General features: G+C 69.7%; 29 protein-coding genes. 6 read left to right on the top strand and 23 right to left on the bottom strand.

Features of this window, described 5'->3' with window-relative positions; genetic code table 11:
* Positions 1 to 27 precede the first annotated feature (27 nt).
* The 7 genes from ACFWV8_RS01920 to ACFWV8_RS01890 all read right to left on the bottom strand — a co-directional run bounded on the left by ACFWV8_RS01920 (position 28) and on the right by ACFWV8_RS01890 (position 4013).
* Positions 28 to 579 carry a DUF5753 domain-containing protein gene (locus ACFWV8_RS01920; RefSeq protein WP_384197207.1) on the bottom strand — a complete coding sequence of 184 codons (552 nt, stop codon included), beginning with the start codon at positions 577 to 579 and terminating at the stop codon, positions 28 to 30.
* Between the two features lie 195 nt (positions 580 to 774).
* A complete protein-coding gene (locus ACFWV8_RS01915) occupies positions 775 to 1287 on the bottom strand; it encodes a DUF6879 family protein (RefSeq protein ID WP_384197074.1) in 513 nt (170 codons plus the stop codon).
* 2 nt (positions 1288 to 1289) lie between these two features.
* On the bottom strand, positions 1290 to 1517 hold the full coding sequence (locus tag ACFWV8_RS01910; protein WP_384197073.1) for a hypothetical protein: 228 nt from the start codon (positions 1515 to 1517) through the stop codon (positions 1290 to 1292).
* Positions 1518 to 1575: 58 nt separating this feature from the next.
* Positions 1576 to 2478, bottom strand: a complete 903-nt coding sequence (locus ACFWV8_RS01905) for an rRNA adenine N-6-methyltransferase family protein (RefSeq protein ID WP_384197071.1) — start codon at positions 2476 to 2478, stop codon at positions 1576 to 1578.
* Positions 2475 to 2669 carry a hypothetical protein gene (locus tag ACFWV8_RS01900; RefSeq protein ID WP_384197069.1) on the bottom strand — a complete coding sequence of 65 codons (195 nt, stop codon included), beginning with the start codon at positions 2667 to 2669 and terminating at the stop codon, positions 2475 to 2477. The genes ACFWV8_RS01905 and ACFWV8_RS01900 overlap by 4 nt, the downstream gene beginning before the upstream one ends.
* 253 nt (positions 2670 to 2922) lie before the next feature.
* Entirely contained in the window at positions 2923 to 3144 is a 222-nt protein-coding gene (locus ACFWV8_RS01895; RefSeq protein ID WP_384197068.1) for a DUF397 domain-containing protein, read from the bottom strand.
* Between the two features lie 14 nt (positions 3145 to 3158).
* The gene (locus ACFWV8_RS01890; RefSeq protein WP_384197067.1) at positions 3159 to 4013 is read right to left on the bottom strand and encodes a helix-turn-helix domain-containing protein; all 855 of its coding nucleotides are present in this window, start codon (positions 4011 to 4013) and stop codon (positions 3159 to 3161) included.
* A 174-nt stretch (positions 4014 to 4187) separates the two neighbouring features.
* On the opposite strand from ACFWV8_RS01890, the gene ACFWV8_RS01885 reads away from it, so the two are divergent.
* Positions 4188 to 4523: a hypothetical protein gene (locus ACFWV8_RS01885; RefSeq protein WP_384197065.1), complete on the top strand. Its 336-nt coding sequence runs from the start codon at positions 4188 to 4190 to the stop codon at positions 4521 to 4523.
* A gap of 16 nt (positions 4524 to 4539) precedes the next feature.
* On the opposite strand, the gene ACFWV8_RS01880 is transcribed toward ACFWV8_RS01885, so the two are convergent.
* Both ACFWV8_RS01880 and ACFWV8_RS01875 read right to left on the bottom strand, forming a co-directional pair.
* On the bottom strand, positions 4540 to 5055 hold the full coding sequence (locus tag ACFWV8_RS01880) for a DUF6879 family protein (protein WP_384197063.1): 516 nt from the start codon (positions 5053 to 5055) through the stop codon (positions 4540 to 4542).
* Between the two features lie 85 nt (positions 5056 to 5140).
* Entirely contained in the window at positions 5141 to 5431 is a 291-nt protein-coding gene (locus tag ACFWV8_RS01875; protein ID WP_384197061.1) for a Scr1 family TA system antitoxin-like transcriptional regulator, read from the bottom strand.
* Between the two features lie 65 nt (positions 5432 to 5496).
* Between ACFWV8_RS01875 and ACFWV8_RS01870 the strand changes: the two genes are divergently transcribed.
* A complete protein-coding gene (locus tag ACFWV8_RS01870) occupies positions 5497 to 6015 on the top strand; it encodes an HIT family protein (protein WP_384197059.1) in 519 nt (172 codons plus the stop codon).
* A gap of 55 nt (positions 6016 to 6070) precedes the next feature.
* On the opposite strand, the gene ACFWV8_RS01865 is transcribed toward ACFWV8_RS01870, so the two are convergent.
* The 6 genes from ACFWV8_RS01865 to ACFWV8_RS01840 all read right to left on the bottom strand — a co-directional run bounded on the left by ACFWV8_RS01865 (position 6071) and on the right by ACFWV8_RS01840 (position 10068).
* On the bottom strand, positions 6071 to 6553 hold the full coding sequence (locus tag ACFWV8_RS01865) for a hypothetical protein (RefSeq protein ID WP_384197057.1): 483 nt from the start codon (positions 6551 to 6553) through the stop codon (positions 6071 to 6073).
* On the bottom strand, positions 6508 to 6750 hold the full coding sequence (locus ACFWV8_RS01860; protein WP_384197205.1) for a DUF397 domain-containing protein: 243 nt from the start codon (positions 6748 to 6750) through the stop codon (positions 6508 to 6510). The genes ACFWV8_RS01865 and ACFWV8_RS01860 overlap by 46 nt, the downstream gene beginning before the upstream one ends.
* Before the next feature lie 133 nt (positions 6751 to 6883).
* Positions 6884 to 7867, bottom strand: coding sequence for a nucleoside triphosphate pyrophosphohydrolase (locus ACFWV8_RS01855; protein ID WP_384197055.1), 984 nt, complete (start codon positions 7865 to 7867; stop codon positions 6884 to 6886).
* Positions 7868 to 7901: 34 nt separating this feature from the next.
* On the bottom strand, positions 7902 to 8561 hold the full coding sequence (locus ACFWV8_RS01850) for a SurA N-terminal domain-containing protein (protein ID WP_329386849.1): 660 nt from the start codon (positions 8559 to 8561) through the stop codon (positions 7902 to 7904).
* Between the two features lie 101 nt (positions 8562 to 8662).
* Positions 8663 to 9085, bottom strand: coding sequence for a GtrA family protein (locus ACFWV8_RS01845; protein ID WP_384197053.1), 423 nt, complete (start codon positions 9083 to 9085; stop codon positions 8663 to 8665).
* A complete protein-coding gene (locus ACFWV8_RS01840; RefSeq protein WP_384197051.1) occupies positions 9082 to 10068 on the bottom strand; it encodes a glycosyltransferase family 2 protein in 987 nt (328 codons plus the stop codon). Before ACFWV8_RS01840 ends, ACFWV8_RS01845 begins: the two co-directional genes overlap by 4 nt.
* A 124-nt stretch (positions 10069 to 10192) precedes the next feature.
* Between ACFWV8_RS01840 and ACFWV8_RS01835 the strand changes: the two genes are divergently transcribed.
* The gene (locus ACFWV8_RS01835) at positions 10193 to 12682 is read left to right on the top strand and encodes a YfhO family protein (RefSeq protein WP_384197049.1); all 2490 of its coding nucleotides are present in this window, start codon (positions 10193 to 10195) and stop codon (positions 12680 to 12682) included.
* Here the strand turns inward: ACFWV8_RS01835 and ACFWV8_RS01830 are convergent.
* From ACFWV8_RS01830 to ACFWV8_RS01815, 4 genes are all read right to left on the bottom strand, one after another.
* The gene (locus ACFWV8_RS01830) at positions 12626 to 14194 is read right to left on the bottom strand and encodes a protein kinase (protein WP_384197047.1); all 1569 of its coding nucleotides are present in this window, start codon (positions 14192 to 14194) and stop codon (positions 12626 to 12628) included. The genes ACFWV8_RS01835 and ACFWV8_RS01830 overlap by 57 nt on opposite strands.
* Positions 14191 to 14850 (bottom strand): hypothetical protein, encoded by a 660-nt coding sequence (locus tag ACFWV8_RS01825; RefSeq protein WP_384197045.1) that lies wholly within the window; start codon positions 14848 to 14850, stop codon positions 14191 to 14193. The genes ACFWV8_RS01830 and ACFWV8_RS01825 overlap by 4 nt, the downstream gene beginning before the upstream one ends.
* A 117-nt stretch (positions 14851 to 14967) precedes the next feature.
* On the bottom strand, positions 14968 to 15714 hold the full coding sequence (locus ACFWV8_RS01820; protein WP_384197044.1) for an N-acetyltransferase: 747 nt from the start codon (positions 15712 to 15714) through the stop codon (positions 14968 to 14970).
* A gap of 245 nt (positions 15715 to 15959) precedes the next feature.
* Complete coding sequence (locus ACFWV8_RS01815) at positions 15960 to 17351, bottom strand: glycoside hydrolase family 6 protein (protein ID WP_384197042.1); 1392 nt, start codon at positions 17349 to 17351, stop codon at positions 15960 to 15962.
* A gap of 483 nt (positions 17352 to 17834) precedes the next feature.
* Between ACFWV8_RS01815 and ACFWV8_RS01810 the strand changes: the two genes are divergently transcribed.
* Entirely contained in the window at positions 17835 to 18791 is a 957-nt protein-coding gene (locus ACFWV8_RS01810) for a lytic polysaccharide monooxygenase (RefSeq protein WP_384197040.1), read from the top strand.
* Between the two features lie 38 nt (positions 18792 to 18829).
* Here ACFWV8_RS01810 and ACFWV8_RS01805 read toward each other — a convergent pair whose 3' ends face one another.
* Both ACFWV8_RS01805 and mfd read right to left on the bottom strand, forming a co-directional pair.
* On the bottom strand, positions 18830 to 19594 hold the full coding sequence (locus ACFWV8_RS01805) for an HNH endonuclease family protein (protein ID WP_384197039.1): 765 nt from the start codon (positions 19592 to 19594) through the stop codon (positions 18830 to 18832).
* Positions 19591 to 23142, bottom strand: a complete 3552-nt coding sequence (mfd, locus tag ACFWV8_RS01800; protein WP_384197037.1) for a transcription-repair coupling factor — start codon at positions 23140 to 23142, stop codon at positions 19591 to 19593. Before mfd ends, ACFWV8_RS01805 begins: the two co-directional genes overlap by 4 nt.
* Positions 23143 to 23752: 610 nt before the next feature.
* On the opposite strand from mfd, the gene ACFWV8_RS01795 reads away from it, so the two are divergent.
* Positions 23753 to 24733: a helix-turn-helix transcriptional regulator gene (locus ACFWV8_RS01795; RefSeq protein ID WP_384197204.1), complete on the top strand. Its 981-nt coding sequence runs from the start codon at positions 23753 to 23755 to the stop codon at positions 24731 to 24733.
* 71 nt (positions 24734 to 24804) lie between these two features.
* Here the strand turns inward: ACFWV8_RS01795 and ACFWV8_RS01790 are convergent, their stop codons facing one another.
* Together ACFWV8_RS01790 and ACFWV8_RS01785 are read right to left on the bottom strand one after the other, a co-directional pair.
* On the bottom strand, positions 24805 to 25086 hold the full coding sequence (locus ACFWV8_RS01790) for a hypothetical protein (RefSeq protein WP_329386800.1): 282 nt from the start codon (positions 25084 to 25086) through the stop codon (positions 24805 to 24807).
* A gap of 2 nt (positions 25087 to 25088) precedes the next feature.
* On the bottom strand, positions 25089 to 26339 hold the full coding sequence (locus ACFWV8_RS01785; RefSeq protein ID WP_384197035.1) for an amidohydrolase: 1251 nt from the start codon (positions 26337 to 26339) through the stop codon (positions 25089 to 25091).
* 211 nt (positions 26340 to 26550) lie between these two features.
* Here ACFWV8_RS01785 and ACFWV8_RS01780 point away from each other — a divergent pair, with 211 nt between their 5' ends.
* Positions 26551 to 26727 (top strand): thiazolylpeptide-type bacteriocin, encoded by a 177-nt coding sequence (locus tag ACFWV8_RS01780; RefSeq protein WP_189109547.1) that lies wholly within the window; start codon positions 26551 to 26553, stop codon positions 26725 to 26727.
* The last annotated feature ends 3 nt before the right edge of the window (positions 26728 to 26730 follow it).

Below are 26730 nucleotides of genomic sequence, written 5' to 3'. Positions count from 1 at the left end.
GTGACAGTAACCGGCCTGATGCGGTGCCTACTCGGCGGCGTCGGTCGCGAGATCGTCGATCACCCGGGTGATCACGGCGCGAGCCGCCCGGCCGTACGAGGCGACCGTGGCCAGACTGTCAAAGACACCTTCGTACAGAGCTACTTCCTTCGGCTGCGCGAGGTTCAACTCGGCAGAGTAGGTCTCCACTACCACGCGCTCGCGGTCGAGAATCCAGAAGCCATGCCAGGGCGCGACACCGTACGGAGTGTCGAAGCCGATGATGCCGAGTCTGACGTTCGGCAGCGCCGACAGCGCGATCAGACGGTCCAGCTGCCCGAGCATGGCCTCCGGCGGGCAGAGCCGGAATCGCAGGGCCGCTTCGGTCAGTACGAAGTGGAACCTCTTGTCGCGCTTGTAGAGGATCTCCTGGCGCCGGAGCCTGGCCCGTACGGCCTCGTCAATGTCGTCGGGCGAGCCGAAGAGTTGCACACCTTGGGCGAGTCGGCCGCGTGCGTACTCGGGAGTTTGCAGCAGTCCGGGGATGACGGTGGCCTCGAAAGCCCGGATGAGCCCGGCCCCCGACTCGTGCGCCCCCAGCTGGTCCTGGTGCGCCTTGAGCCCACCTCGGAACTGCCGCCGCCAGTCAGCCTGTTGGACCTCAAGAGTGCGCAGGGCGGCGAGCAGCGAGTCAGTTTCCCCTTCCTGCCCGGTGACCCGGCATCTTTCCGCAACTCGCGGAGCCGCCGTCCGAGCGCTTCGCGTGCCTTGTGTAGGTGAGCCGCGCCCGATGTCCTACTCGGTCGCAAAGTCGTCCCGTCTCACGGCGTAGTGCCATGCTCGGTCGCGCCAGTAGTTGTGCTGGACGACAGTGGCGGGGTCGTCCACCAGTTCCCCGCCGAGAAACTCGTCACCGTCGTTGAAGTGCATGCGGACGAGCACCGACGAGTCGAACAGCCAGTAGTCGTGAGAGGGCAGCCCCAGCGCGCCTGCCCTCTCTCGTTCCAGATAGCGAATGTCCTCGCCGGCCCCGTTCGTGAACTGCGCGCACCAGACACCGAAGCGGCTGTAGTCGGTGAGCGGCGTACTGACGACCCGCACGCGTGCGAAGCGGCGCCCGAGCAGGGTGGCCTCACGGATCACGGCCAACCAGTCTTGAAGCCAAGGGAGATCATCTTCTTCACCCGCGAGGAACTTGGCGAGAGCCGCGTTCTCGACGGACGAGTCGTAGCGATCACGTACTTCCAGACGGAAGGCGGTGTGCTTGAAAGTCCGGAAGAGCTGGCCGAACTCGTCGCCGGTGATCAAGCTCAGCTCTCCTCCTGGTAGCGGCGAGCGTAGTACTTCAAGACATCTTCGGGGATCTCGATGATCGTCTCACCCTGGGGTACGGGGCCGATGTCGGCGAGCGTCTGAGGATCGGTGACGATCCACCCCTGCGCGATGTACGTCGCACGGTCGGCGCGGTCGGTCGCGTACAGCGTGGGCGAGCTGCCTGACTGGGACTCAAGGTCCTTGCCGAGAAAACGAGCGCGCATGCGATTCCCTCCTCGAAAGCCACCGGACGACTCCGATGGCGCGGTGCGAACAACACCTCTAGCTCTGGAACACGGAGACCTCGTTGGCCGTTTCGCCCAGCCAGACGCGATGGTCGTCCGGCGTGACCGTCATACCGAAGTCGTACAGTTTCGGGCGGCCGTGAGACCTCCACCAGTCGAGTGCGATGACGGCCTCCCCCAGCAGGTCACGGTCGCCGAACCGCTCGGCGGTCCGGCCGGCGAGCCGCGCCCATGACGTTCGGTCCTCGGCGAGGAAGAACCAGCCGCCCTCCTGCCGGTAGGCCGTAACACCGGCCATGAGCACCGCCAGGGCGAACTCCCCGTGCACGTCGACATCGTCCAGGTCGTACCGCTCCTCCGTCTCGGCCGCCATGTCCCTGGTCGCGCTCCACAGCGCGGCCAGGTCCGCCCGTTCCCTCCGCTGGCCGCGTACGGGCATGAACGTCTCCGCGCCGTGAAACCAACCTCCGGCCACACCCGGCTCTCGCACCCGGAGCCAGACGAGCCCGAGAGCCCGGTCGTTCGGGAGCCATGGGGTGACAACCTCGCCACCGGGTGCCACCTGGTGCAGCCACTCCTGCGGAACACGCCTCACGGAAGCGGTGGAGATCAACCGCGCGTACGGTGCGCGCTCGGCGTAGCCCCGCTCTCCGTCCCCGAGGACCACCGATGCCTCGTACCCGACGCTGGCCAGCCGCGATCGGGCCCCGTCGGCCAGGAGCTGGTCAATTTCCAAGGTGACGACATTCCGCGCTCCCACACGCTCGGCCAGAATCGCTGCGTTGTAGCCGGACCCCGTTCCGATCTCCAGAGTTCTGTCACCGGGTTCGGGGGCCAGGGAAGTGACCATGTTGATGACGGCGGCAACGCAACTGATAGAGCTGGTGGGAGTGAACCCGCTCCCGTCGTCCAAGGGCTTGCCGTCATCGACCTGGGTCACTTCCCCGGATCATCCTGCCTGCGGACCGGACGCCAGTGCTCTTCCCGCCATACGTAGACGGTGTCCGGCGCGAACGCGTAGCGCGGGACCCGCTCGAAGACAGGGCGCGTCCACTCCGCACTGAACGCGCCTCGCTCCGCGAGCAGCCCGATGAATCTCCGGTGGGCCAACTCGGGGTCGGGTGCGGTCACTTGCGGTGTGTCCCCGAGTCCCCGCCCCCGAGGTGTCCGACTTCCCGTCGGCGTCACCGGGCGCACCCTTCGGCGGCTCGGACGGCGGCGGCGATTCGTGCTTTCCGGCCATGACGGCTCCCCTCAGGCAGTGTTGGACGGACGCGGTCTGATGCGTCGTCCTGTCTGCAGCGTAGGGACGCCACCGGCCGGCGAGGAAGAAAGTTTCTCTGGGTTTCGCGCATTGCTTGCGATCGCGGTTCGCCGGAGAAAACTAGGTCGTGGCGGTGTCGGTGCCCGCGTCGGCGAAGTGATCGAACTCGCCCGCTTTGACACCGAGGATGAAGGCGCGGAGCTTTTCGGGGGTGGTGGTGACGATGACGTCGGGGTCGTCGCTCTCTCGGAGCTTGATGGTGCCGTCGTCAGCCGTAGCGAGGTACACGCAGCCGTTCGCCTCGCCGCTGAACGTTGACTTCTGCCAGTGGAGGGCGGCCATGCGCGTTCCCCTTCTCACAACTCTGATGCGACCTGGCGGATCAGATCCCGGGACTTCGATGGTTCGAGGCTACAGCTCTCCATACGGTCCAGAACCGTCCGGTACTTCTCCAGATGCGGCCGCGTATCAAGGAACGCTGCCCCGTGATCGGTGTCGAGTTGGACTGTGTCCAAGGCGGGGACGGCGCCAGCCATGTAGTAGATACCGGTCCCGGCGCTGGGGAACGTGCCGGCGCCGAAGGGAATCACCAGGATGGTGACGTGCTCGAAGTCGCTCAGGTCGAGCAGATGTTTCAACTGCGCGCGAGCTACCTCCGGGCCACCGAAGCCCATGCGCAAAGCGGCCTCATGAAGGATCGCTGTCAGGGGCGTCGGATTCTCCCCGTACAACACCACCTGCCGTTTGATCCGGTAGGAGACGCGGTGCTCCACCTCGTGCGGGGCGAAGGAGGGCACGACATCGCCGATGACCGCGTGAGCATGCGCTCTGGTCTGGAGCAGCCCCGGCAGATGGACCACCGACGAGGAGTACATCGACGTCGCGTGGTACTCCAGTTCCGCCAGGTCGATCGTGTCCGGCGGCAGCATGTCGCGGTACTCGTCCCACCAGCCGCGCGTCCGCCCACCTGTCATCTCCGTGAGCGCTTCGATGTACGCCTCGTCCGTACAGCTGTAGCTACGCGCCAGAGCGCGTACGCGGTCGGCGCCCACCGCGTACCGACCCGACTCGATGCTGCTGATGCGGGGTTGGGATGAACCGTCGAGCACCCCGGCCTGAGCGGTGGTGAGGTCTGCCTGCTGGCGGAGTCTGCGCAGCTCGTTACCCAGCCGCCGCTGCCGCACCGTGGCTGGTAGCGCATTCGGTGACATTCTTACACCTCACCCATATGGATGTTCTGTTCCAAATTAGTAGATGAATCATAGCGTCCACGGCTACGGTGTGAAGCACGCCACTTCAACTGGCCGCGCCTCACGGCGCCTTACTCGCCATGCCCAACCACACCAGCCGGGCAGGCGTCACCCTCTCGCCGACAGGGGAAATCCATGACGACCGTATCGCCGCACTGCCCTGCCCCGGAGCCGTTCGACTTCGCGCGGGAGGTGTACGAACTCGTACGTGACACCGCGCCGCGCCTCTTCGCCGTCGTGGAGGAGTACCGCGTCGGTACGGAGGACGCCGACGCTGTCGTCGTCGCGTGGGGACTCGCGCACGCCGACGGCGCCGCCGAGGTCATCTCGGCGGAGGGACACCGGCGTTGGCAACTGACCGCCGCCGAAAACGTCGTACGGTTCTTCGGCCGGGCCGAAGACCTGTCCGCCCGCCTCGTCTGGCTCGCGGGCCCCGACGCGGACGCTCGCACCGAGGCTTACGCAGCCTGATCGCCGGCGCCACCGGTCAGATCTTGTAGCCCTCATGCGGGACGGCCCGTTCCCACACCGTCTCGAACGCCGTGACACAGAGTGCGACCGTCGCCGGGTCTTCGGTGATCTCGTCCTCGACCACGGCGCCGTCCCCCGAGAAGTGGTGCACCCGGAGCAAGGTGCCGTCGAACGCCCAGAAGTCGTTCCCCGGGAGCGCGATTCCGTTGGCCAACCTATGGGGGAGCCAGCGCACTTGCTCACCGGCCGTCACGTTGGCGTGTGTCACGTAGTGCTCCCACCGGATGTACTCGCTCACCGGTTCGGAGATGATCCGGGCCCGACGGATCGTGACGCCTCGGGCCACGGTGTCGGCGATCAACTGGTCGTACGGGTGCCACCACGACCGCCGGTCGGCCCAGTCGACACGCTCGCCGCGGCGCCACGCGTCGAACCGTTCCGTGGGAACGTACGAGTCGCGTAGCTCCAAGTGCACTGCGGACGTGCGGCATTGGCCAAGCAGTTCACCGAAGCTCGGCACGTTCGACGGCATCGCACGCCTCCGTTGCTCACCGTCTCAGACGGCGTGGCCTTCGTAGTTGAGCGGAATGAGTATCGGCTCAAAACCTCGGGCAGCCCTACAGGCTCGCAAGTACCGAGGCCACAAGTTGACGCGCGGCGTGCCCGTAGACGGCTTCGGATTGCAGTTGGTCGAACATCGCCAGGTAGAGCCCTATCTCCTGAAGCCTGGTGACTTTGATGGCGGCGGTCGGCGTTTCCAGTGCGACCGCGTTGTGGTCGAAGATCCAGAACCCGATCGTGCCGATGGCCCGCCGCTGGACATCGGCCGGGATGATGCCGACGGACACGAACGGATCTCCTGCGTGCTCGCCCGGCCCCACAAGCGCCCGCCGCAGCTGACGTTCCACCGATCCTGGTCTTCTTTCTGACATCACTCCCGGATTCTGTTCAACTGACCTGATACCTCTGAGACATGGAGCATTGGAAAGAAGACCGGGTCACTGCCGCCGAGCGGGGCGAGAACCCCACAGTGTTGGCGCGCATGCGGACCGGGTGGGCCGTGATCGGCGACACTCAGCATCTTCCCGGCTACTGCCTGCTGTTGTACGCCGACAGCGCCAATCACCTGACCGATCTGCCACGAGAACAACGGGCCCGCTTTCTGCTCGACCTCTCCCTGCTTGGCGAAGCGGTCGAAGTCGTTTGCGGCGAGCGGGACGCGGCCTTCCGTCGGCTGAACTACGAAGTCCTTGGAAACTCCTGGGAGCACCTGCACGGTCACATCCACCCGCGCTACGAGTGGGAGCCATCGAGTCTCCTCCACGGCCCGGTGTGGCGCTACGGGGAAGAGCGGACCGCCCCGGAATACCGCCTTGGGCCGCAGCACGATGATCTGCGGGAAGACATCACCCGCACGTTGACAGGCATTCTCTCCGAGGCGTATGAGCGGAGCCAGGCACCGTCGGCCCCCCCCCTGCGCGAGGCCACTTAAGTCCTGTCCCGTGAGTGGGCGGAGTGAGTAACAGCCCCACGGCGGCGGCACCGTCTCACAGGGCTGATCTCTGAAGGGTTTCTCGCCACTCGTCCAACACATCGCGGCACTCGTCCATGGCGGGATCGCGAGTTCCGCCGGGAGCGTGGGCCGCGGACCGGTCTGCGCGGAGCGGCACATGAGCGCAGTACCAGGCCCGCTTGGCGCCTGCTTGTTCCGCGTCCGTGCCCGTCCTCAGGTAGTCGAGCAGGGCGGTCATGACGCGGCGGCGTCCGAAGGCATAGACCGCAGGTTCGACGTACCAGAGGCAGAAGCTGGGGTCCGGGTCGTGGACGGCCGCGGCCATCAACGGGGCGAAGAACTCTTCGGGCAGGTGGGCACGTTCCAGCAAGGGCTTGCGCACCGCATGGGCCAGGTGCCGTGCGCGGCGTGCGTCCGGCACGTCGGCCGCGTTCCCGAGATCCATCAGGCGCGCCACCTCGACGGCGCATGTCAGGAAGGAGCGTGCGGCTGCCTCGTTGGGCTCTTCGTCGGCCATGGCGGCATTCTGGACCGAATGGGAAGAGTCTCAAGCACCCCCCTTCGCCCGGATGAAGGTCTGGAAGATCCTCCGTGATTGTCGCCCCAAGGGCGACGGCGGGCCCGGTCTTTGGAATCACGGATCAGCACGCCGTCACCGTCCGGGCGTGCGTGGGCCTCCACGCACGCGTCCTCGAAGTCGCCGCTGTAGCTGATCTTGAGGGCAGCCCGGCGTTTTACGACTACGGCATGGCGGTCGAGCCCGGTCGGCAGTACCTATGGTGTGCGGACCCGGTCACGGGTCCGAGGTGGGCGGACTGTTCGCGGCCGGACAGGGCCAAGCCCGCCCCTACCCCTCTGAGCCCCGTCCCTCCGCCTCCGCCGCCAAGATCGCGTCCCTGTAGACGCGGGCCGCCGCCCGCAAGGCGGCCTCCGGGTCCGTGCCCGTCGCTTCCGCTCGGGACGCCAGGGACAGGAGTTCGTAGCCGATGCCCTCCCGCTCGGGGAGTGGGACCTCCAGGGGGGACGCGGCCACTCGGGAGGAGAGTTTGGCCGCAAGGGCCAGGGCCGGTTGGGCCAGGGGGACGCCCGAGGTGATCGAGTCGCGGTGTTTTTCCGCCGCCTTCGTGCGGAGCCAGTGCTCCTTCACGTCCTCCGGGGTCTCCGCCTTCTCGTCGCCGAAGACGTGCGGGTGGCGGTGGATCAGCTTCTCGACGATCGTCGCCGCCACGTCGTCGATCGAGAACGGTTCGTCCTCCTCCTCCGCGATACGGGCGTGGAAGACCACCTGGAGCAGGACGTCGCCCAGTTCCTCGCGCAGTTCGTCGCGGTCGCCGCTCTCGATCGCCTCGACCAGTTCGTACGACTCCTCGATGGCGTACTTGGCCAGGCCCTCGTGCGTCCGCGTCGAGGACCAGGGGCATTCGGCGCGGATGCGGTCCATGACCTGGACGAGGTCGAGGAGGCGGGCGCCCGGGAGGTCGTACGAGCCGGGGAGCAGTTCCAGGTCGGGCATCTGGACGCGGCCGGAGCCCGCGAGGCGGGAGAGGCCGTCGGTGAGGGTCTCGTCGCCCTCGCCGGAGGGCAGGACCACGACCGTACGGCCGCCGGCGCAGGCATCGACCAGTTCCCGGGCGGTGGGCGTGGCGAGTGCGACGGTGACGCCGGCCTCGCGCAGATACGGCAGCTGGGGGTGTCCGGGGTCGCCGCACAGGACCTGGTCGGCCTCGCGCAGCGTCTGCCAGGCGGGCCAGGACAGCAGGCCGGGCGCGACCCGGTGGCTGGCGGTGATCAGGACGATACGGCCGGGGGCGACGGCGGGTTCTTCGGTCACCCGAGGAAATTTACCTCCGGGCCCCGGCCTCGTCTCACGCGCCCGTCGGAGCCTGCTCCGGCGGGGCCTCCTTGGTGACCTGGGTGAGCCACGGCGTCTTCGCCTCGCCGAGCCTGACCTGCTTGACGTCCCACGCGCCGTACCGCGGGTTGACGTCGATGCCCAGCTCCTCCGACGTCTTGACCAGCACGGCGAGGACCTGCTGCTGGCCCTCGGGCGTGGTGGTGTTCGCGCCCAGCGACTGCGCCAGCTTCGACATCAGCACCTCGCGGCGGATCGCGTCGTCGATCTGGCCCGGGGTGAGCGCGCCCTGCTGGAGCAGCATCGCCGCCAGCTGGTCCTCGCCGCCGGACTGCTGCGCCGCCGCCTGGCGGGTGGACTGGATGTCCTTGCGGGTCGCCTTCACACCGGCGTCGTCCGCGGCCTTCTGGAGGATCCGGTCGAAGATCATGCTGTTGAGCTTGACCTGGCTGAGCTGGGCGGTGTTCTTGATCAGCTCGGCGCCCTGCGGGGACGCCTGCTGCGCGTCCCGCACGTCCCGTACCTGGGCCTGGAGCGCGGACACGTCGATGCGGTCGCCGCCGACGACGGCCGCCGCGCCGGGGTGGGCGTCGTTGCCGCAGGCGGTGAGGAGCGGGGCCGCTGCGAGGAGCGCGGCTGAGAGTGTGAGCGCTGTGCGACGGCGGCGGTGCAAAGGGTGCCTCCTGGATCGTGACAACGACCGTGCGTTGATCGATGTTAGGCAGGGGTGGCGGATCCGATCCAGTCACCCTGTCCTTTTACGAAAACTTCGCCCTATCCCGTCCGCTGCCCGGCCGGCGCCGTCTCCCGCGCCGGGGCGTCCGCGTCGTCGGGTCGCAGCATGATCGTGCGGGAGACCACGAAGGTGATCGGGATCGCCGCGGCGGCCGCGATCAGGGGAGCGTACGTGCGGCTGAGTCCGAAGACATCCACCAGCAGATAGACACCGCACGTGGTGATCGTGAAGTTCGCCGCGTTGGTGAGCGGGAAGAGCAGGAACTTCCGCCAGGTCGGCCGGGTCCGGTAGGTGAAGTAGGAGTTGAGGAAGAAGGAGCCGATCATGCTGAGCACGAAGGCGATGACGTGCGCCGCGACGTACGGGAGCCAGGTCAGCAGCACGAGGTAACAGGCGTAGTACGAACCGGTGTTGACGACTCCGACGAGCGCGAACCTGATCAGCTGGCCCCGGACCCTCATGTGCCTACGAGCTCCTGCTCCTGCTCCGTGGTGGGAAGCACCCCGCGCGGCCGGTCCACGTCGGTCGCCGCCACCAGGTAGTGGGGGCGCCGCTTCACCTCGTAGTAGATGCGGCCGACGTACTCGCCGACGACTCCCACCATCACCATCTGTACGCCCGACAGCGCCGTGACGGCCACCAGAAGTGTGACATAGCCGGGTGCGTCGACCCCGTTGACCATCGCGTCGACGACGATCCACCCCGCGTACAGCGAGGCGAACGAGAGCAGCACCAGGCCCAGGTAGAGCGCGGCGCGCAGGGGCTTGTTGTTGAAGGAGAGCATGCCGTCGAGCCCGTAGTTGAGCAGCTTGCCGAAGCTCCACTTGGAACGGCCCTGCTCCCGGACCGCGTTCTCGTACTCGAAGGTGGTCGAGCGGAATCCGACCCAGGCGAAGATGCCCTTCGAGAAGCGGTTGTACTCGGCGAGGCCGAGCACCGCGTCGACCGCGCGGCGCGAGAGCAGCCTGAAGTCCCCCACACCGTCGACCAGTTCGACGTCGATCAGACGGTTGATGAGCCGGTAGTACGCGCGGGCGGCCAGGGTGCGGGTGACGCGGTCGCCCTTGCGCGTACGGCGGGCGATGACCTGCTCGTACCCCTCCTCGTGGAGGGCGAGCATGCGCCGGACCAGCTCCGGCGGATGCTGGAGGTCCGCGTCCATGATGACGACGGCGTCGCCCTTCGCGTACTGGAGACCCGCCAGCATCGCGGCCTCCTTGCCGAAGTTGCGGCTGAAGGAGACGTATCGGGCGCGGGGGTCGGCCGCGGCGAGCTCGTCCAGTCGCTCCAGGGTCCCGTCCCGGCTTCCGTCGTCCACATAGACCAACTCGAATTCATGCCCGAATTCCCCTTCGAGCAGCGCGAGTTCATCGGTCACACGGTCGTGGAAGCGGTCGACGATCTCCTCTTCGTTGAAGCACGGGACCACTATCGAGATCAGCACCGAAGAACGACATCCCACTCGAATGTCACCGGTGGAGTTCCGTGGTGAATTACAAGCGGCCATCGAGTGAACTGAAGCGGTAACGCCCCTTATCTCGGGATCCACACTGACATATTCGATCACTATGCCGATCCTGGAATCCGTGCGTGGCCGGGCAGCCGCGTTCGCCGCTCTGATCACCGTGGCCACCGTCTGTGCGGGTGACGCGGTGGCGCGGAGCTTCCCCTTCGGCTCCGGGACCCGGAGCGTCAATGACCTGGGCAACCAGTTCGTGCCCTTCCACGCCAAGCTGTGGGACCTGCTGCACGGGCGCGGGGACGGCGGGCTGCTGCTCAACTGGCAGTCCGGATACGGCACGGCGTTCCTGCCCGACCTGGGGACGTATCTGACCAGTCCGTTCGCCCTGCTGGTGGGGCTCTTCCCACGGGACCGGATCGATCTCGCCGTCTACGTGATCACCGTGCTCAAGATGGCGGCGGCGGGCGCGGCGATGGCGTGGCTGCTGCTCGCCCTCGTGACGAAGCGGCCGGGGCGCGCCGCCACCCCATGGTGGCTGGCCGGGGTGCTCGGTGCGACGTACGCGCTCTGCGGCTGGTCCGTCATCGAGGCGTCGTACAACCCGATGTGGCTCGACGGGCTCATCGCCCTCCCCCTGCTCTGCCTGGTCGGCGAGTGGGTGCGGCAGGGCCGCCGGCCGGTGCTCGGCCCGCTCGTCGTCGCCCTCGCGTGGATCGCCAACTTCTACACCGCGTACATGGCCACCCTCGGCGCGGCGCTCGTGCTCTGCGTCCAACTCCTGCTCGCCGAAGGATCGGTGCGTGAGCGGCTGGGCGTGATGCTGCGCGGCACGTGCACCGTGCTGCTCGGGATCGGGCTCGCCGCGCCCGTGCTGCTGCCGGTGGTGATGGGGACGGGGCACGCGTACCCAGGCTGGACGACGGAGTTCCAACGGGCGGGCTGGAGCGAGATGTTCGCGCGGGCGCTGCCCGCGACGTACGACTTCTTCACACCCGCCGTCTTCCTCGGCGGCGGAGCCCTGCTGCTCGCCGTCGTACTGCCGTTCAACGGGGCCGTGCCCCGGCGCGAGCGACTGGCGTGGGCCGGACTGGCGGGCGGGGTCGCGCTGTCCATGCAGTGGGGGCCGACTCATCTGCTGTGGCACGCCTTCGCGACGCCCAACGGCAGCCCGTTCCGGCAGACGTTCGTGCTGTCCGGGCTGCTGGTGATCGCGGCGTGGAAGTGTCTGGCGTACGGCTGGCCCGGCCGCCGCCCGCTGCTCGCCGGCACCGGTGTGCTGGTCGTGGCCGGTGCCTTCGCCGCCACCGACGCGCTGACCGGCCGGCGCGCCCTCGCGCTCTTCGCGTGCGGGCTCGCGGCGGCCGTTGCCGCGCTGCTGGTGGTACGGCTGCGCACGACACGCCCTGGCCGCCGGTACGCCGCGCTGGCCGCGCTGCTGCTGGTGGGCGGGCTCGCGGGGCAGGCGGCGGCGACCATCGCGTACGCCGACCGGGCCCGGCTCGACCGGCTCGACCACTACCCGGCGTGGGGCGAGGCCCACCAGGAGCGCGCCGACGCGATAGCCGAGGTGGACGGGTGGCCGCGCTACCGCACCGACCCGGGGCGTACGCAGATCACCGCGAACGATCCGATGCTGCTCGGCGGGCAGGGCTCCTCCTACTACAGCAGTCACACGCCCGACGTGCTGACCCGTACGCTCGGGGCGCTCGGCGCCGGCTGGACGTCGAACGGGCGGGCGGTGCAGAGCCTCGACAGCCCTGTCGTGGACGCCGTGTTCGCGGTGGGCGCTCGCTTCCGTACGGAGGAGGGCTTCCCGGAGGGGGGCGCGTCGCCCAAGCTGAGCCGGGCCGAGGTGCCGCCGCTCGTGACCGTACGGCCTCCGGAGAGCACACCGCCGCGCTACGGGCCCTCGCCCTTCCGCAACCAGGAGACGCTGCTCGGCTCGCGCGTCTACTCCGCCCCTGTCGCCGGCTCCTGCCCGGCCGGCCGTGAGGTCTTCCTCTGGGCGCCCGACTACTTCGGCACCGCCAGGCTCGGCGACGCCCCGCCCGTCGAGCTGCGCGGCGACAAGCCCCGCTGGCGCGCGGCCGTGACCTCGCTCGGGGTCGCCGAACGCGCCGATGAACGCGTCACGTTCGACAGCGAGATGAGGGGCAAGCGGACGATCGCCTGTCTGGACCGGGCGCGTCTGGACGCCGCCGTGGACCGGATGAAGAAGACCGGCGCCGTCTCCGTGGAGGTCACGGATCACGGCGTACGGGCCCAACTGCCGCCCGGCAGCAGGGGAACGGCCGTCATCGCCGCGCCCCGGATCGCCGGCTGGAGCTGCGCCGGGAAGCCCGCCGGTTCGTCGCTGGGCCTGGTCGCCCTCCCGCTGGACCCGGACGGCACGACCACCTCGGTCGACTGCTCGTTCCGGCCGCCGGGGCTGCGCTCGGGCGCCGCGCTGGGAGCCGTGTCGCTGCTCGTACTGCTGGGCGTCGCCGTGCTCTCCGTACGGAGGCGGCGTCGCGAACCCCGGAGCCCCGGCTCGACCGGCCTACCTGCCCCGCGTGGTGCCCCGGAACTGCTGCCTGCGGTCGAGCCCGCGCCGTAGCTCGACGGGGAGCGGGTGGTAGGGGCCGTACACCCGCTCCGCGTCGTAGAGCAGATGCTGCAACTGCTGCTGCGCCCCCGAGTGGTCGCCGACCGCCAGCAGCAGATTGCCGATGCGGTGCCTGATGTCGAAGACGCGGGACTGGTCGGCGCCCGGCTGCGCGGCGTTTTCGTAGAAGGAGAGCAGGGAGCGGTACTTGTTGAGCGCCGCGTGCGCCTCACCGAGCTGTTCGAGGCACTGCGCGGCGTCGTAGCCGTACTGGAGCGTCTGCGGGTCGCCGGGGCCCGCCTCGGCCGCGCGGTCGTCAGCGAGGCGGCGCAGCTCGGGCAGGGCGCGGCGGTACTGGCCGTCGTCCATCAGCGTCGTCGCGTACTGCTTGCGCAGGATGCGTACGACGGGTGAGCGTTCGCCGTGCTCGGCAGCGGCGGCGGGCAGGATCCCGCCGAGGATGTCCACGGCCTGGGTGATGCTGCCCTCGCCGAGGAGACGCTTGGCCTCGTCGACGGCGGCGGCGACGTCCGGGCGCCGGCCGGGCACGTGCTCCGGCCTCGGCGGTACGGGGGCGGACGGCGGCGCGGTCGCGCGGTCGGGCCAGGGCGCGAGCGGGCGCAGGAAGGGGCGGGCCGGGCCGAGCGAGGCGCCGGGGCCCACGGTGCCGGGCGCGCCGATGACCCCGCGCGTCGGGAGCAGCGGGGCGAGCGCCTCGTACACCTCCTGCGCTCCGGAGGGGCGGTGCTGCGGGTCCTTGGCGAGCAGCCGCAGGACGAGCGCCTCCAGTGCCTCGGGGATGTCCGGGCGGATCCGGCGGACCGGCACGGGCGGCTCGTACAGATGCCGGTGCAGCACCCCGAGGGCGGTCGTGCCGGGGAACGGCACGGTGCCGCTGAGGAGTTCGTGCAGGACCACGCCGAGGGCGTAGAGGTCGGTGTACGGGCCGACGACGCCGCCCATCACCTGCTCGGGGGCCATGTAGGCGGGGCTGCCGATGACCGAACCGGTGTGGGTGAGGCGGGTGGTGTCGGTGTCGATGACAGAGGCCACGCCGAGGTCGAGCACGAGGACGGTGCCGTCGGGCTTGACCATCACGTTGCGCGGTTTGAGGTCGCGGTGCACGATCGGCACCGCGTGTACGGCGGCGAGCGCGGCGCACAGCTGGGCCGCGACCGAGGCGGCCCACTGCCACGGGTAGGGCGCGTGCTCGGTGAAGTGGGCGGCGAGGTCGGTGCCTTCGACGTACTGCATGACCAGATAGAGCTCGTCGCCGTCGCTGCCCGCGTCGTGGACGGTGACCAGGCCGGGGTGATCGACCTGGGCGGTGACGCGGCATTCGCGGACGAACCGCCGGCGCATGTCCTCGGCGGCGGTGTCGGCGGCCACCTTGTCGGGGCGCAGCAGTTTGACGGCGACGCGGCGGCCGAGGCGCTGGTCGTACGCCGTCCAGACCTGGCCCATGCCGCCCTGCCCGATGAGCGAGGCCATCTCGTAACGGTCCGCGACGACGCGGGCGTTCACCGTCTGTCGCCCTCGCCGCTGTCACGGCGCAGGAGGTCGCTCAGCTCGTCCAGTTCGGCGCGGACCTGGTCGATCCGGGGCGGCGGCGTGGAGGGGTTGGGCTGGGAGGGGGCGGGGGTGGCGGGTCCCGGCCGGGGGGCGGGCTGCGGGCCCGGCTGGGCATACGGCGGCTGCTGTTGCTGCGGCTGCTGCGGCTGCTGCGGGCCGGCCATGGGCCGGGTCGGACCGCCGTACCCGTAACCGGAGTTGGCGGCCGGCGGCTGGTACGGCGGCGCCATGTGCGGCGGGTAGTAACCGGCGTACGGCGCCCGGCGGCCCGCGTAGTGCCTGATGTCCACGAACAGGAAGTGGGTGACGGACGCGATACCGGTGAACAGCATGCCGAACACGCCGATGTTGCCCTCGGGGCTGCTGAAGTCGTCGGTGTTGTCCTGGGCGAGGAAGTAGACCCACACGGCGCAGAGGGCCACGTTCCCGACGACCAGCCACCAGTTCAGGGCGGAGCGGGTCACGATCGCCACCCGCAGCGTCGCCGCCCAGGCGAGGAAGCCGCAGGTCAACAGCGGCAATCCCACGAAGATCACTCGCAGGAAGGCAAGCATCCCCGGCGAGGGTGTGCCGCTCGGCGGGGGCTGCGCTATTCCGGGGCCGTGCATGCTGCTCCTGACAGGCCGGTGGGGACGTCGGCGAAAGCGTATCGAGGGTATACAGCGGCACCGCCGGCCGAGGCCCGCCGTGTGAATCCCCCTGCCCCCGCACCTGGGATCCGTCGCTCAGATCCGGTGGCGCACCCACACGTTGGGTTCGACGTAGACACCGTATCCGCGTGTGGCCTCGCAGTGCACGGGCATCAGCGCTCCGGGTACGACGACGGGTCCGTCGGTGTCGAACGGGAGCCCCGTCCACTCGCGCCACTGGGCGACCGATCCGCTGACGGTCATGGAGGCGGGCGCCACGGACTCGATGACGCCGCCCGCGCGCAAGTGGACACGGAGCCAGGGGTCGTACGGCAGCCCGTCCTCGTCCCGTACGCGGCGGGCGTACTCGTCCATGGCGGCGTGCGGCTCCAGGTGCTTGGCGCTGGGCCTTACGGGGGCGAGCAGTTCGGTGAAGCCGCGGCTCGCGGCGTTCTCACGCATCGCCGCCAGCATCCTGCCGGACAGGCCCCGGCCCTGCCGGTCGGTGGCGACGGTGATCTCGACGGCGCAGACGGTGTCGGCCTTCCTGCCGCGCCGCAGATCGGAGAAGGCCCACAGGAGCGCCTGGTCCCAGCCGGTGGGCGGCAGGGTCTCGCGTCCCTCCGCGTGGAGCTGGAGGGGAACGCTGAAGGCGCGTGCCACGACAGTCCCCTCCTCGTCCGTACCGACGAGCACGTACTCGGGCAACTCACCGACGATCCGTCCGATGTTCGCCCAGCCCACAGGGTCGTGAAGCATGAACTCGGGCCAGCTGTCGAGCATCCGCCACATCGGCCCGACGAGTCCGGGCCGTTCGGCGAGGGTGGTGACGGTGAGATCCATGCGGGCAGGTTAAGGGCACGCGGCCCGGCGCCCCACTGCTTTAGTACGGCCTCCGGGACGGGGAGGCCGTCAGCTCCTGGGCCGACCTCACTTCCCTCCCGCACCCCCAGGATCAGGCACGGAGGCGGTGAACTCGCCTGAACACCGTAGGGACATGGGGAGGGTGCGGGTCCGGTCGGAGACCGGGCCCGCACCCGCCCGCTTTCACGGGGCGATACGGATATCGCGACTGCTCGGGGCGTCGGTCAGAGCGCCGGGTAGGCGTTCCTCATGAGCTCCTGGAACTGGGCCGGGAACCAGTGGCCGGAGAGCGGCGCGTCCGGCAGGGCGCCGGACAGGTTGTTCCCGTTGCGGGGGTTACCGGTGTACGTCGGGTCGCACATCCGGTCGAAGCCCTTGCCCTCGTCGTTCGGGATCACCTTGCTGGCGCCGTCCGACTCACCCGGGGGCTTGACCCAGACGTACGCGTCGATACCGGCTGCCGGGGCCGCCTGGGGCCGTGCGCCGAGACCGGCGCCCTTCTGGTTGCACCAGTTGCCCAGGTGGATCCGGCGGTCGATGCGGCCGCCGTTGACGTACGTGTCCGAGGTGGTCCTCGGGCCCGCGGCGGTCGGCCTGGCCGAGCCGCCCCAGCCGTTGCGGGAGGTGTCGATCAGCATCCCGACGTTCGAGGAGAAACCTTCCTTCTGGGCCTCGGTGCGGAACGCCTGGGCGAACGACTGCTCGTCGACGTAGCGGTTCCAGTCGATCCACTTGGCCTTTTCGCGGATCGGACCGTCGTTGGCGGTGTCGCCTATCTTGAAGTACGGCTCCGTGGTGGCGCCGTAGTTCGCGGTGTTGGCGATGAAGCCGTGCACGTTGGCCAGTGTGCTGCCCTCGGCCTTCGCGGCTTCGGCGATCTGCTTCGCCGAGGCGTTGAAGTTGTCGTCCCAGCCGATCCAGCCGTGGTGACCCGCGTCGACGTAGTTGTACGCGTTCGGAACCGCGCCCAGCTTGGCCAGCGCGTAGCCGACACCCTTGACGTAGTTTCCGTTCGCCTTCATCACGTCGCAGTTCGGGACCGCGGTCGGGCGGGGCGAGACGTTGGTGACCAGGTTCGGCAGCGAGTCGATCTCGACGATGTTCACGATGCGCAGGTTGGCGTAGGCCGGCTTGGCCAGGATCGCGGCGATCGGGTCGATGTACTCGGTCTTGTACCTGGCGAGATCCGTCGGGCCGAGCTCGCCGTTCGAGGCGAGGGCGGAACAGTCACGGCCCGGCAGGTTGTAGATGACCAGTTGGATCGTCTGCGCGCCCTGGCTGACGGCCCTGGCGAGATGGGCGTCCAGGCCCATTCCGCCGGCCACACCGTTGATCGCGGCGATGCGGTCGAGCCACACGGCGGTCGGCTGGTTGGAGATCCTGCTGCCGCCCGGCTCGGCCGCGGCCTTCGCGGACCACTCCGGGTTCACGTAGACCTTGGCATCCGCGTACGGGTTGTCCACGCGGGCGGCGGCCTTCGCGGAGGCGGAGGCGGGGGTGGTGGTGAGCTCGGTGACCGCGCCGCCGGTGAGCAGCATCGCGCCGACGGTGAGAGCGACCAAGCCGCGGCGGACTCGCCGTTGGGGTAAGGCGGCTGAGGTGGTGAGGGGTGTCATGTGCGAACTACCTCCGGAGGAATTTGGATCTTCACCCCAAGGGGGAAGATGTGCTCTTAAGCCCGGTTCAGTTGCACGTTCTTAACGATGGGAGCGCTCCCATCGTTAGGTCTTGACCTAGCCCTGTCAATACTTGGAGCTGAATGGCGAATCAGCAGAACGTGCCATCGAGCCCGGATCGACGGATCAAGCCAAGGCTTCTTCAGACGCCGCGCGGGCATTTACTACTCAACTCGCGCGCGCTACGTTGCTTGTGGGAGCGCTCCCATCAGTACCCCCCACCGCACGCCAGACCCTCTGTCAGGTTGATCGCCGGGTCCGGGACTGCCCAGAACACGCAAGTAAACCCGCGTCACGGGAGTCTGCCCGTCTGCTCCGGCCTGCCCTCCTCCCGGTCGGCTCCAGGCACAGGGCGACGCCCACGACAGATCCCCGCCGATCGGTCAGTACTTGAAAGAGAACCTTCACGAAGGAGACCACCTCATGGCCATCAACTCGGTCCGTGCCCGGCGCACGCTGGCCCTAGCCGGGGTCGCGGGCGTTGCCGCCGCGGTGCTGTCCGTGCCGTCCCCGGCATCGGCGCACGGCGTCAGCATCATGCCCGGCTCGCGCACCAGCCTGTGCTACAAGGACCTGATCCAGAACAGCTCGACCCAGATGCCGTCCAACCCGGCCTGCGCCCAGGCGGTCCGGCAGAGCGGTACCACCCCGCTGTACAACTGGTTCGCCGTTCTGGACTCCAACGCCGGCGGCAGGGGCGCGGGTTACGTCCCGGACGGGAAGCTGTGCAGCGCGGGCGACCGGAGCCCGTACAACTTCTCCGCGTACAACGCGGTCCGCACCGACTGGCCGAAGACGCACCTGTCCTCGGGTGCGAACATCCAGCTCAAGTACAGCAACTGGGCCGCTCACCCGGGCAAGTTCGAGGTGTACCTCACCAAGAGCGGGTGGAGCCCGGCCAAGGCCCTCGCGTGGGGCGACCTGGACCACCTCCAGACGGTGACCAACCCTCCGCAGTCCGGTGGTGTGGGCACAGAGGGAGGCCACTACTACTGGAACCTCCAGTTACCGCAGCGGAGCGGTCAGCACATGCTCTTCATCCAGTGGATCCGCTCGGACAGCCAGGAGAACTTCTTCTCCTGCTCCGACGTCGTCTTCGACGGCGGCAGCGGTCAGGTCACCGGTCTGGCGGGCGGCGAGAAGTCGGCTGCCGAGGTCGAGGCGCTCGGGGCGGACTTCAAGAACACCGAGGCCGACCCGATCCACGCCGCCGGCCACGCGAACCACGCCAACCACGCCAAGGCCGCTGAGAAGGTGGCGGCCTCCACCGAAGAGTCTGCCGTCGCCGTGCCCGCGGCGGTGGCGGGCCTGGGCGCGGTCGTCTTCGCCAGTGGCGCGATGGTCTTCAACCGGAGCCGCCGGGCCAAGCAGCACGGCTGACGCCACACGAGGACCCCGGCGGCACCGCCGGGGTCCTCTCACCGTTCACGTCGGATTTCACCGCACTGCCGCAGCATCATCTCTTTGTCCGGGGCCGTCACCGGCATCTCGTACTTGAGGGCCACCTGCGCGAAGCGCACCACGTACGCGCAGCGGATGCCTCTGTTCGGGGGGAGCCAGGAGGCGGGGCCCGAGTCGCCCTTGCCGCTGTTCGTGGGGCCGTCGACCGGCAGCAGGTTCAGGGGATCGTTCGCCAGTCGCTCGCGCTTGGACTCGTTCCAGCGGGCCGCGCCCAGTTGCCAGCTGTAGGAGAGCGGCACCAGGTGGTCTATCTGGACCGCCGTCGCCCGCTGCTTCTTCCAGGCGATGTCCTTGCCGGTGTACGGGTCGTGCAGCGTCATCGAGACGATCACGCAGTCGGAGCCGGACCGGAACTCGATCTCCTGCCCGTCGCGTTTCAGGAGGTCGTTACGGGTGTCGCAGCCGTTTCTCGCGAGCGGTACCCCGTCGGCCGTGTCCATCCACGCGTAGCCGAACTCGTCCCGGTCGTAACCGGTCCTGGGGCCGCGCCCCTTCACCGCCAGCCCGTCGATCAGCTTCCGGGCCGCCGCCAGGTCCGCGTCCCCGGTCAGGGGCGCGAGACCCGGCGCGGTGCCGTCGGTGTTCTTGAGCGGGCTCGTCGCCCGCCCGTCCGGGGTGCTGTCGTCGACATCGGCGGAGTCGAGGGCGTCGCACCCCGCGAGGAGCGAGGCGGCGAGGGCGGCGACGAGGAGCGCCGGCGTGCGTTTTCTGGAGGTGGTCACGACCCCAGGATCGTCGCCAGGAACTCCCCCGTCCACGACAGCAGTTCGCGTCCGACCACCGGCTTGCCGCCGATCTTGCCCGCCGTGGGGCGAGGCACCAGGATCTGATGGGCCGTCGGCTTGATCACCGTACGGGGATGGAGGCGCTTGAGCCGCAGCTCCTGCGACTCCCTCAACTCCACCGGTGCGAAGCGGATGTTGGACCCCTGGAGGACGATCTCACCGACCCCGCACGCCCGCGCCAGCATCCGCAGACCCGCCACCAGCAGGAGGTTCTCGACCGGTTCGGGGAGCTTGCCGTAACGGTCCGTCAGCTCCTCCCGTACGGCGGCGATGTCGGCCTCCGAGTTGGCCGAGGCGATGGCCCGGTACGCCTGGAGGCGCAGCCGCTCGCCGGGCGCGTAGTCGTGCGGGACGTGCGCGTCGACCGGCAGCTCGATCTTGACCTCCAGCGGCGGCTCCTCCTGCACCGTGCCGTCGACCGCCGCGCGGTAGTCCGCGACGGCCTCGCCCACCATGCGTACGTACAGGTCGAATCCGACGCCCGCGATGTGCCCGGACTGCTCCCCGCCGAGCAGATTGCCCGCGCCGCGGATCTCCAGGTCCTTCATCGCGACATACATGCCGGCGCCCATCTCGGTGTGCTGGGCGATCGTCGCGAGGCGTTCGTGCGCGGTCTCGGTCAGCGGCTTCTCCGGCGGGTAGAGGAAGTACGCGTAGCCGCGCTCCCTGCCGCGTCCCACCCGGCCGCGCAGCTGGTGCAGTTGGGAGAGGCCGAAGTTGTCACCGCGCTCCACCACCAGGGTGTTGGCGTTGGCGATGTCGATGCCGGACTCCACGATCGTGGTGGAGACGAGGACGTCGAACTTCTTCTCCCAGAAGTCCACCACGACCTGTTCCAGGGCCTGTTCGGACATCTGGCCGTGCGCGGTCGCGATCCGCGCCTCGGGGACGATCTGGCGCAGCCGGGCCGTGGCGCGGTCGATGGACTCGACGCGGTTGTGGATGTAGAAGACCTGGCCCTCGCGCAGCAGTTCACGCCGGATGGCCGCGCCGATCTGCTTCTCCTCGTACGGGCCGACGAAGGTCAGCACCGGGTGCCGCTCCTCCGGCGGAGTGGTGATGGTCGACATCTCGCGGATGCCGGTCACCGCCATCTCCAGCGTGCGCGGGATCGGCGTCGCGGACATGGTCAGCACGTCGACGTTGGCGCGGAGCTTCTTCAGCTGCTCCTTGTGCTCGACGCCGAAGCGCTGCTCCTCGTCCACGATGACCAGACCGAGATCCTTGAACTTCGTCTCGGAGGAGAAGAGGCGGTGCGTACCGATGACGATGTCGACCGACCCCTCCCGCAGCCCTTCGAGGGTCGCCTTCGCCTCGGTGTCGCTCTGGAAACGGGACAGGGCCTTCACGACCACGGGGAACTGCCCGTACCGCTCGGAGAAGGTGCCGAAGTGCTGCTGCACGAGCAGCGTCGTGGGGACGAGGACGGCGACCTGCTTGCCGTCCTGGACGGCCTTGAACGCGGCGCGTACGGCGATCTCCGTCTTGCCGTAGCCGACGTCGCCGCAGATCAGCCGGTCCATCGGGACCGTCTTCTCCATGTCCTCCTTGACCTCGGCGATGGTGGAGAGCTGGTCGGGAGTTTCCACGTACGGGAACGCGTCCTCCAGCTCCCGCTGCCAGGGTGTGTCCGAGCCGAAGGCGTGGCCGGGCGCCGCCATGCGCGCCGAGTAGAGCCTGATCAGGTCGGCGGCGATCTCCTTGACCGCCTTCTTGGCGCGCTGCTTGGTCTTCGTCCAGTCGGCGCCGCCGAGGCGGTGCAGGGTGGGGGCCTCGCCGCCGACGTACTTGGTGACCTGTTCGAGCTGGTCGGTGGGGATGTAGAGACGGTCGCCGGGCTGACCGCGCTTGGCGGGGGCGTACTCGACGAGCAGATACTCGCGGGTCGCGCCCTGCACGGTGCGCTGCACCATCTCCACGTACCGGCCGACGCCGTGCTGCTCGTGGACGATGTAGTCGCCCGCCTCCAGGGTGAGCGGGTCGATCGTCTTGCGGCGCTTGGTCGGCATCCGTACGCCGTCCTTGCCCGCCGCCTTCTGGCCGGACAGATCGGTCTCGGTGAGGACGGCGAGCCTGAGCGCCGGGTCCACGAAGCCGTAGTCGATCGAGCCGCACGCCACGTGCACGAGGGCTGGGGAGATCTCGGCGAGACCCTGGCCGCCGCGTGCCTCGGGGGTGTCGAGCCGGGCGGGGATGCCCTCGCCGCCCAGCACCTCGACGGTACGGGCGGCGGTGCCGTGGCCCTCGGTGACGTACACGGTGCGCCAGCCGTCGGCGAGCCAGCCCTTGGTGTCGGCGAGGGCGCGGGCGGTGTCGCCCCGGTACGTCTCCGGGGCGCGCATGCCCAGCTTGAGGGTGTCGTCGGACAGTTCCTCGTCGGCGGCGAAGGGCGCCACCGACCACCACATCATCCCCAGCTCACGGGCCCGGTCCCGGACGTCCGCGATGCCCCAGAGCGAGGCCGCGCCGACGTCGATGGGCGCCTCGCCGCCGCCCGCTCCGGCCGCCCAGGACGCCTGGAGGAACTCCTGGCTGGTGGCGACGAGGTCGGCGGCCCGGGTGCGGACGCGCTCGGGGTCGCAGACCAGGGCCATCGAGCCGGCGGGCAGGACGTCGAGCAGCAGCTCCATGTCGTCGACGAGGACCGGTGCCAGGGCCTCCATGCCCTCGACCGCGATGCCCTCCGAGATCTTGCCGAGCATGCCGGCCAGCTCGGGGTGCACCTCGGCGAGGGCGGCGGCCCGCTCCCGTACCCGCGGTGTGAGCAGCAGCTCACGGCAGGGCGGCGCCCACAGTCCGTGTTCGGCGACTTCGAGCGACCGCTGGTCGGCGACCTTGAAGTAGCGGATCTCCTCGATGTCGTCGCCCCAGAACTCCACCCGCAGGGGGTGCTCCTCGGTGGGCGGGAAGACGTCCAGGATGCCGCCTCGTACGGCGAACTCGCCGCGCTTCTCGACCAGTTCGACGCGGGCGTACGCGGCGGCCGCGAGCGCCTGCGTCACCTCGTTCAGATCGGCGGTGCCGCCGCTGCTCAGCGAGACGGGCTCCAGGTCGCCGAGGCCCTTGACCTGCGGCTGGAGCACAGAGCGGATGGGCGCGACAACGACGCTGACCGGTCCGGCGCCGGGATCGTCGGCGCGGGGGTGCGCGAGTCGGCGCAGCACGGCGAGCCGGCGGCCGACGGTGTCGCTGCGGGGCGACAGGCGCTCGTGCGGCAGGGTCTCCCAGGACGGGAACTCCGCGACGGAGTCGGCGGGCAGCAGCGACCGCAGCGCGGCGGCGAGATCCTCGGCCTCCCGCCCGGTCGCGGTGACGGCGAGCACGGGCCGGCCAGCGTCGCGCGCGAGCGCGGCGACGGCGAAGGGCCGGGCCGCGGGCGGCCCGACCAGGTCGACGTGCGAGCGATGTCCGTCGGCGGCGGCGCCGACCGCTTCGGCGAGCGCCGGGTCTCGTACAACGGCGTCGAGCAGACCGTGCAGGCTCATGAAGGGGTTTCCGTCCGGATCCAGGGGTGAGGCGGGGGCTTACGAACCGACGCGAGGCGCGTCACCGCAACGCGAAGGGCCCGACACGTCTCACGGGCCGGGGGGCTCCCAGCGTACGACCCCGGACGGACAGCCGCCGCGCGGGAGGGTGCGGAGCCCGGCTGCCGGGCACGGAGAAAGCCACGGCGTCACTCTGCGCGATCGGCGCTCGCGGGCCTCGTGACATGGCTGCGCCCGCCGACCCGGGAAGGCGCGGCGGGCGCCGTGCGCGGGGAGTGGTCAGGACGCGCCACGGTGATATTCCAGTCATCGGAAGCCCACCCTCCGCCGACTCAGGCGGGTTACCGCCGTTTACTCCATGTACTACGCGGATTCCATCGGGGAGACTGCCGAAGACCGGACACGGGGGGGAGGTCCGCGTGCGCCCGCGAGCCATTTCGCAATCCGGCGCGCCGGGCGGGCGGCGGCGGGTGTTTACGTCATGCCTGGTTCACCCACATCTGGCGCGCAGTTCCCCGGAAGATCAGTTACAGAGTCATGGGTTTGCCTTTACTCTCTCCTCGGCGTGCACCGATCGACCAGCGGAGGCCAAGTCTTGGGCGACAACGAGATGTCCGTCTTCGGTGTCACTCCGACCGAGGAAGAGATCTACCGCCATTTTCTCCGTAACCCGGACACCTCGGCGGACGACATCCATCTGCTGGTGCACACCGAACAGGACGACGCCCGAGCAAGCCTCGACCGGCTGCGGGAGCTGGGGCTGCTCCACCCCGACAGCGACCACCACCGGGTCTCGCCCGCCGACCCCGGCGTGGCGCTCGCGCGGCTGACCGACGCCCGACTCAACGCGCTCCACGAGGAGTTGCGCCTGGTGATGCAGGCGCGCGACCTCGTGGACGGTCTCCGTGCCGAGCAGGGGTCACGGCTGCCCCCGGTGCAGGGCATCGAGCAGTTGGAGGGCCTGACCGAGATCCGGAACCGGATCGACGATCTCGCCTTCTTCGCGCGCGACGAGATCCTGTCCGTGGAGCCGTACACGAAGCTCTCGCCGGAGAACATCGAACGGTCCCGCCCGCTGGACCTGCGATGTCTTCGGCGCGGGGTGCGCATCCGCAATGTCGTGCACACCGCCGCGCTGGACGACCTGCCCACCCATGAGTACCTGCGCGAACTGGTCAAACGCGGGGCGCACATCAGGGTGGCGGAGAACATCACCGAGCGGATCCTGGTGTACGACGGCCGTACGGCCCTGGTCCCGGTCGATCCGCAGAACACCGCGCGCGGGGCGCTGCTGGCCCACAAGAGCGGGCTCGTCGCCAACATCATCGCCCTGTTCGAGAAGATCTGGGCGCAGGCGGACGATCTGCTGGCCGTGAAGGAGGAGACCGCCGACGCGGTGGGCGGGCTCAGTGAGATCGAGCAGCAGGTGCTGATCTCGATGTGCACGGTGGGCAAGGACGAGGCGGGCGCCCGGGACTTGGGGATCTCGGTCCGTACGTACCGAAGACACGTGGCGGACCTGCTCCAGGCCCTCGGTGCCGCGAGCCGCGCACAGGGCGCGCTGCTGGCCCGCGAACGGGGCTGGATCTGACGGGGAGTTGACCAGGCGGTGAGTCGACCGGGCGGGGGCCGTACCCGGAACTGACGGGCCGTCAGGACCGGTCAGCGCTGTTCCGCCCAGCCCCACAGCGCCGTGTCCGCCAGGACCTCCCGGACCCTGCGGCGGATGTCGGTGTCGCTCGTCCCGCGCTCCCGCTCGATCCACAGCCGCACCCGGTCGCCCGCGACCTCGGGGACGCATCTCCAGTGCGCGGGCAGCAGACCGACCAGACGGATCGCCGTCGTCTCGGCGGACGGGGCCGTACTGTCCTCGCGGACCGTCACCACCTCCACGTACCGGGGGACGTCCTCGATGTCCGTGAACCCGTGCCACTGGGCCGTCATCGTCAACGCGTCTCCTTGAACAGCTGCCTGGCGGCGGTCGCCATGGCCGCGATACCGGCCGGCAGGGCGGTCCGTACGTCGGGGGCGAACTCCGCCGAGTGGTTGGGCGGTACCGGCCGGCCGCCCGTGCGTGCGGCGCGCCACTGGCTCGGGGACGCCGTACCGACCATCCAGTATGCCGTCCGTACGCCGTCGACCGCGAAGCGGGGGAAGTCCTCGGTGGCCATCGAGCCCGGCCAGTCGGCCACCCGGTGCGGGCCGAACTCCCTCTCGTGGGCCGCCCGTACGCTCGCGGTGACCGCCGGATCGGCCAGCAGGGCCGATGAGCGGGAGACGAGCGTGATGTCGGGGTCCCTGGGGCAGCCGGAGGCCGCGGACTCGGCCCGTACGATCCGTATCCCCGCCGCCAGGGCCCGCTCCAGGGCCTGGTCGGTGGCCGCGCGGACGGTGATGCTCAGCTCCGCGTCGTCAGGGACGACGTTGCCGCGGCTGCCCGCGCGCAGGGAGCCGACGGTCAGGACGACCTGGTCGGACGGCGCCGTCTCGCGGGAGACGACCGTCTGGAGGCGCATGACGGTCGCGGCGGCGGTCACGACGGGATCGACGGTCAGCTGCGGGGTGCCCGCGTGGCCGCCGTAGCCGTGCACGACGACCTCCAGCGCGGCGCTCGCCGCCATCATCGGGCCCCGGCCGTGCGCGAGGATCCCGGCCGGCAAGGGCGCCGCGTGCTGGGCGATGACCACGTCGGGGACGCCGAACCGCTCGTAGAGACCGTCGGCGAGCATCGCCTCCGCCCCTTCGAGGGTCTCCTCGGCGGGCTGGCCGACGACCAGGAGGGTGCCGCTCCAGGTCTCCGGCTCCCGGGCGACCAGGGCCAACGCGCCCGCCGCCGAGGCGAGATGGAGGTCGTGGCCGCAGGCGTGCATGGCGCCGGGGACGGTGCTCGCGTACGCCAGGCCGGTGCGTTCCCCGACAGGCAGGGCGTCCAGCTCGGCGCGGAGCATGAGGGTGGGGCCCACGCCGTTGCGCAGGACACCGACGACGCCGTGGCCACCGACGCCCCGGGTGACAGCGGCGCCGTCACCGGCGAGCCGGGCGGCGAAGCGCTCGGCGGTCTCCGACTCGGCGCCGGACAGCTCGGGGTGGGCGTGGAGTTCGAGATACAGCCCGAGCGCGCCGCGCAGGATGTCGCGCGGTACGTCGGCGGGGTGTGCGGGTGCCGGGGGCGTGGACTCGTCCAGGGCGTCGGTCATACGCCGTTCACCTCCTCGCTTGAGCTTTTCTTGAGGTCCGAGCGTGCGGCAGGCCATGCGCAGCGGAACGCACATTCCACTGACACCAGGTGTCAGCGGTGTGACAGCGAAAGCCGGGCCGAACTGACAGCGGGCGCCGGTGGAATGAGGACATCGCAAGGGAGCGCCGCCGGAGAAGCCGGTGAAGCCCCGGTGACCGAAGGAGAACCCCATGGCCCCGAAGACCGGTCTCGCCACCCTCGCCGACGAGATCCTGGAGCTGGAGTCGGAGACCTTCGAGATCTCGGACTACTCGGACGCGGTCGAGGTCGTCCTCGCCGGCTCCACGTCGTCCTCCTCGACGTCGACCTGCTCCAGCACCACCAGCACCACCTCCTGCTCCGCCTGATCC

The sequence above is a fragment of the Streptomyces sp. NPDC058665 genome (assembly GCF_042714995.1).
In the GTDB taxonomy this organism is placed as follows: Bacteria; Actinomycetota; Actinomycetes; order Streptomycetales; family Streptomycetaceae; genus Streptomyces.
The sequence above is the reverse complement of the archived record's forward strand: the minus strand, read 5'-3'. Positions and strand labels throughout refer to the sequence as shown.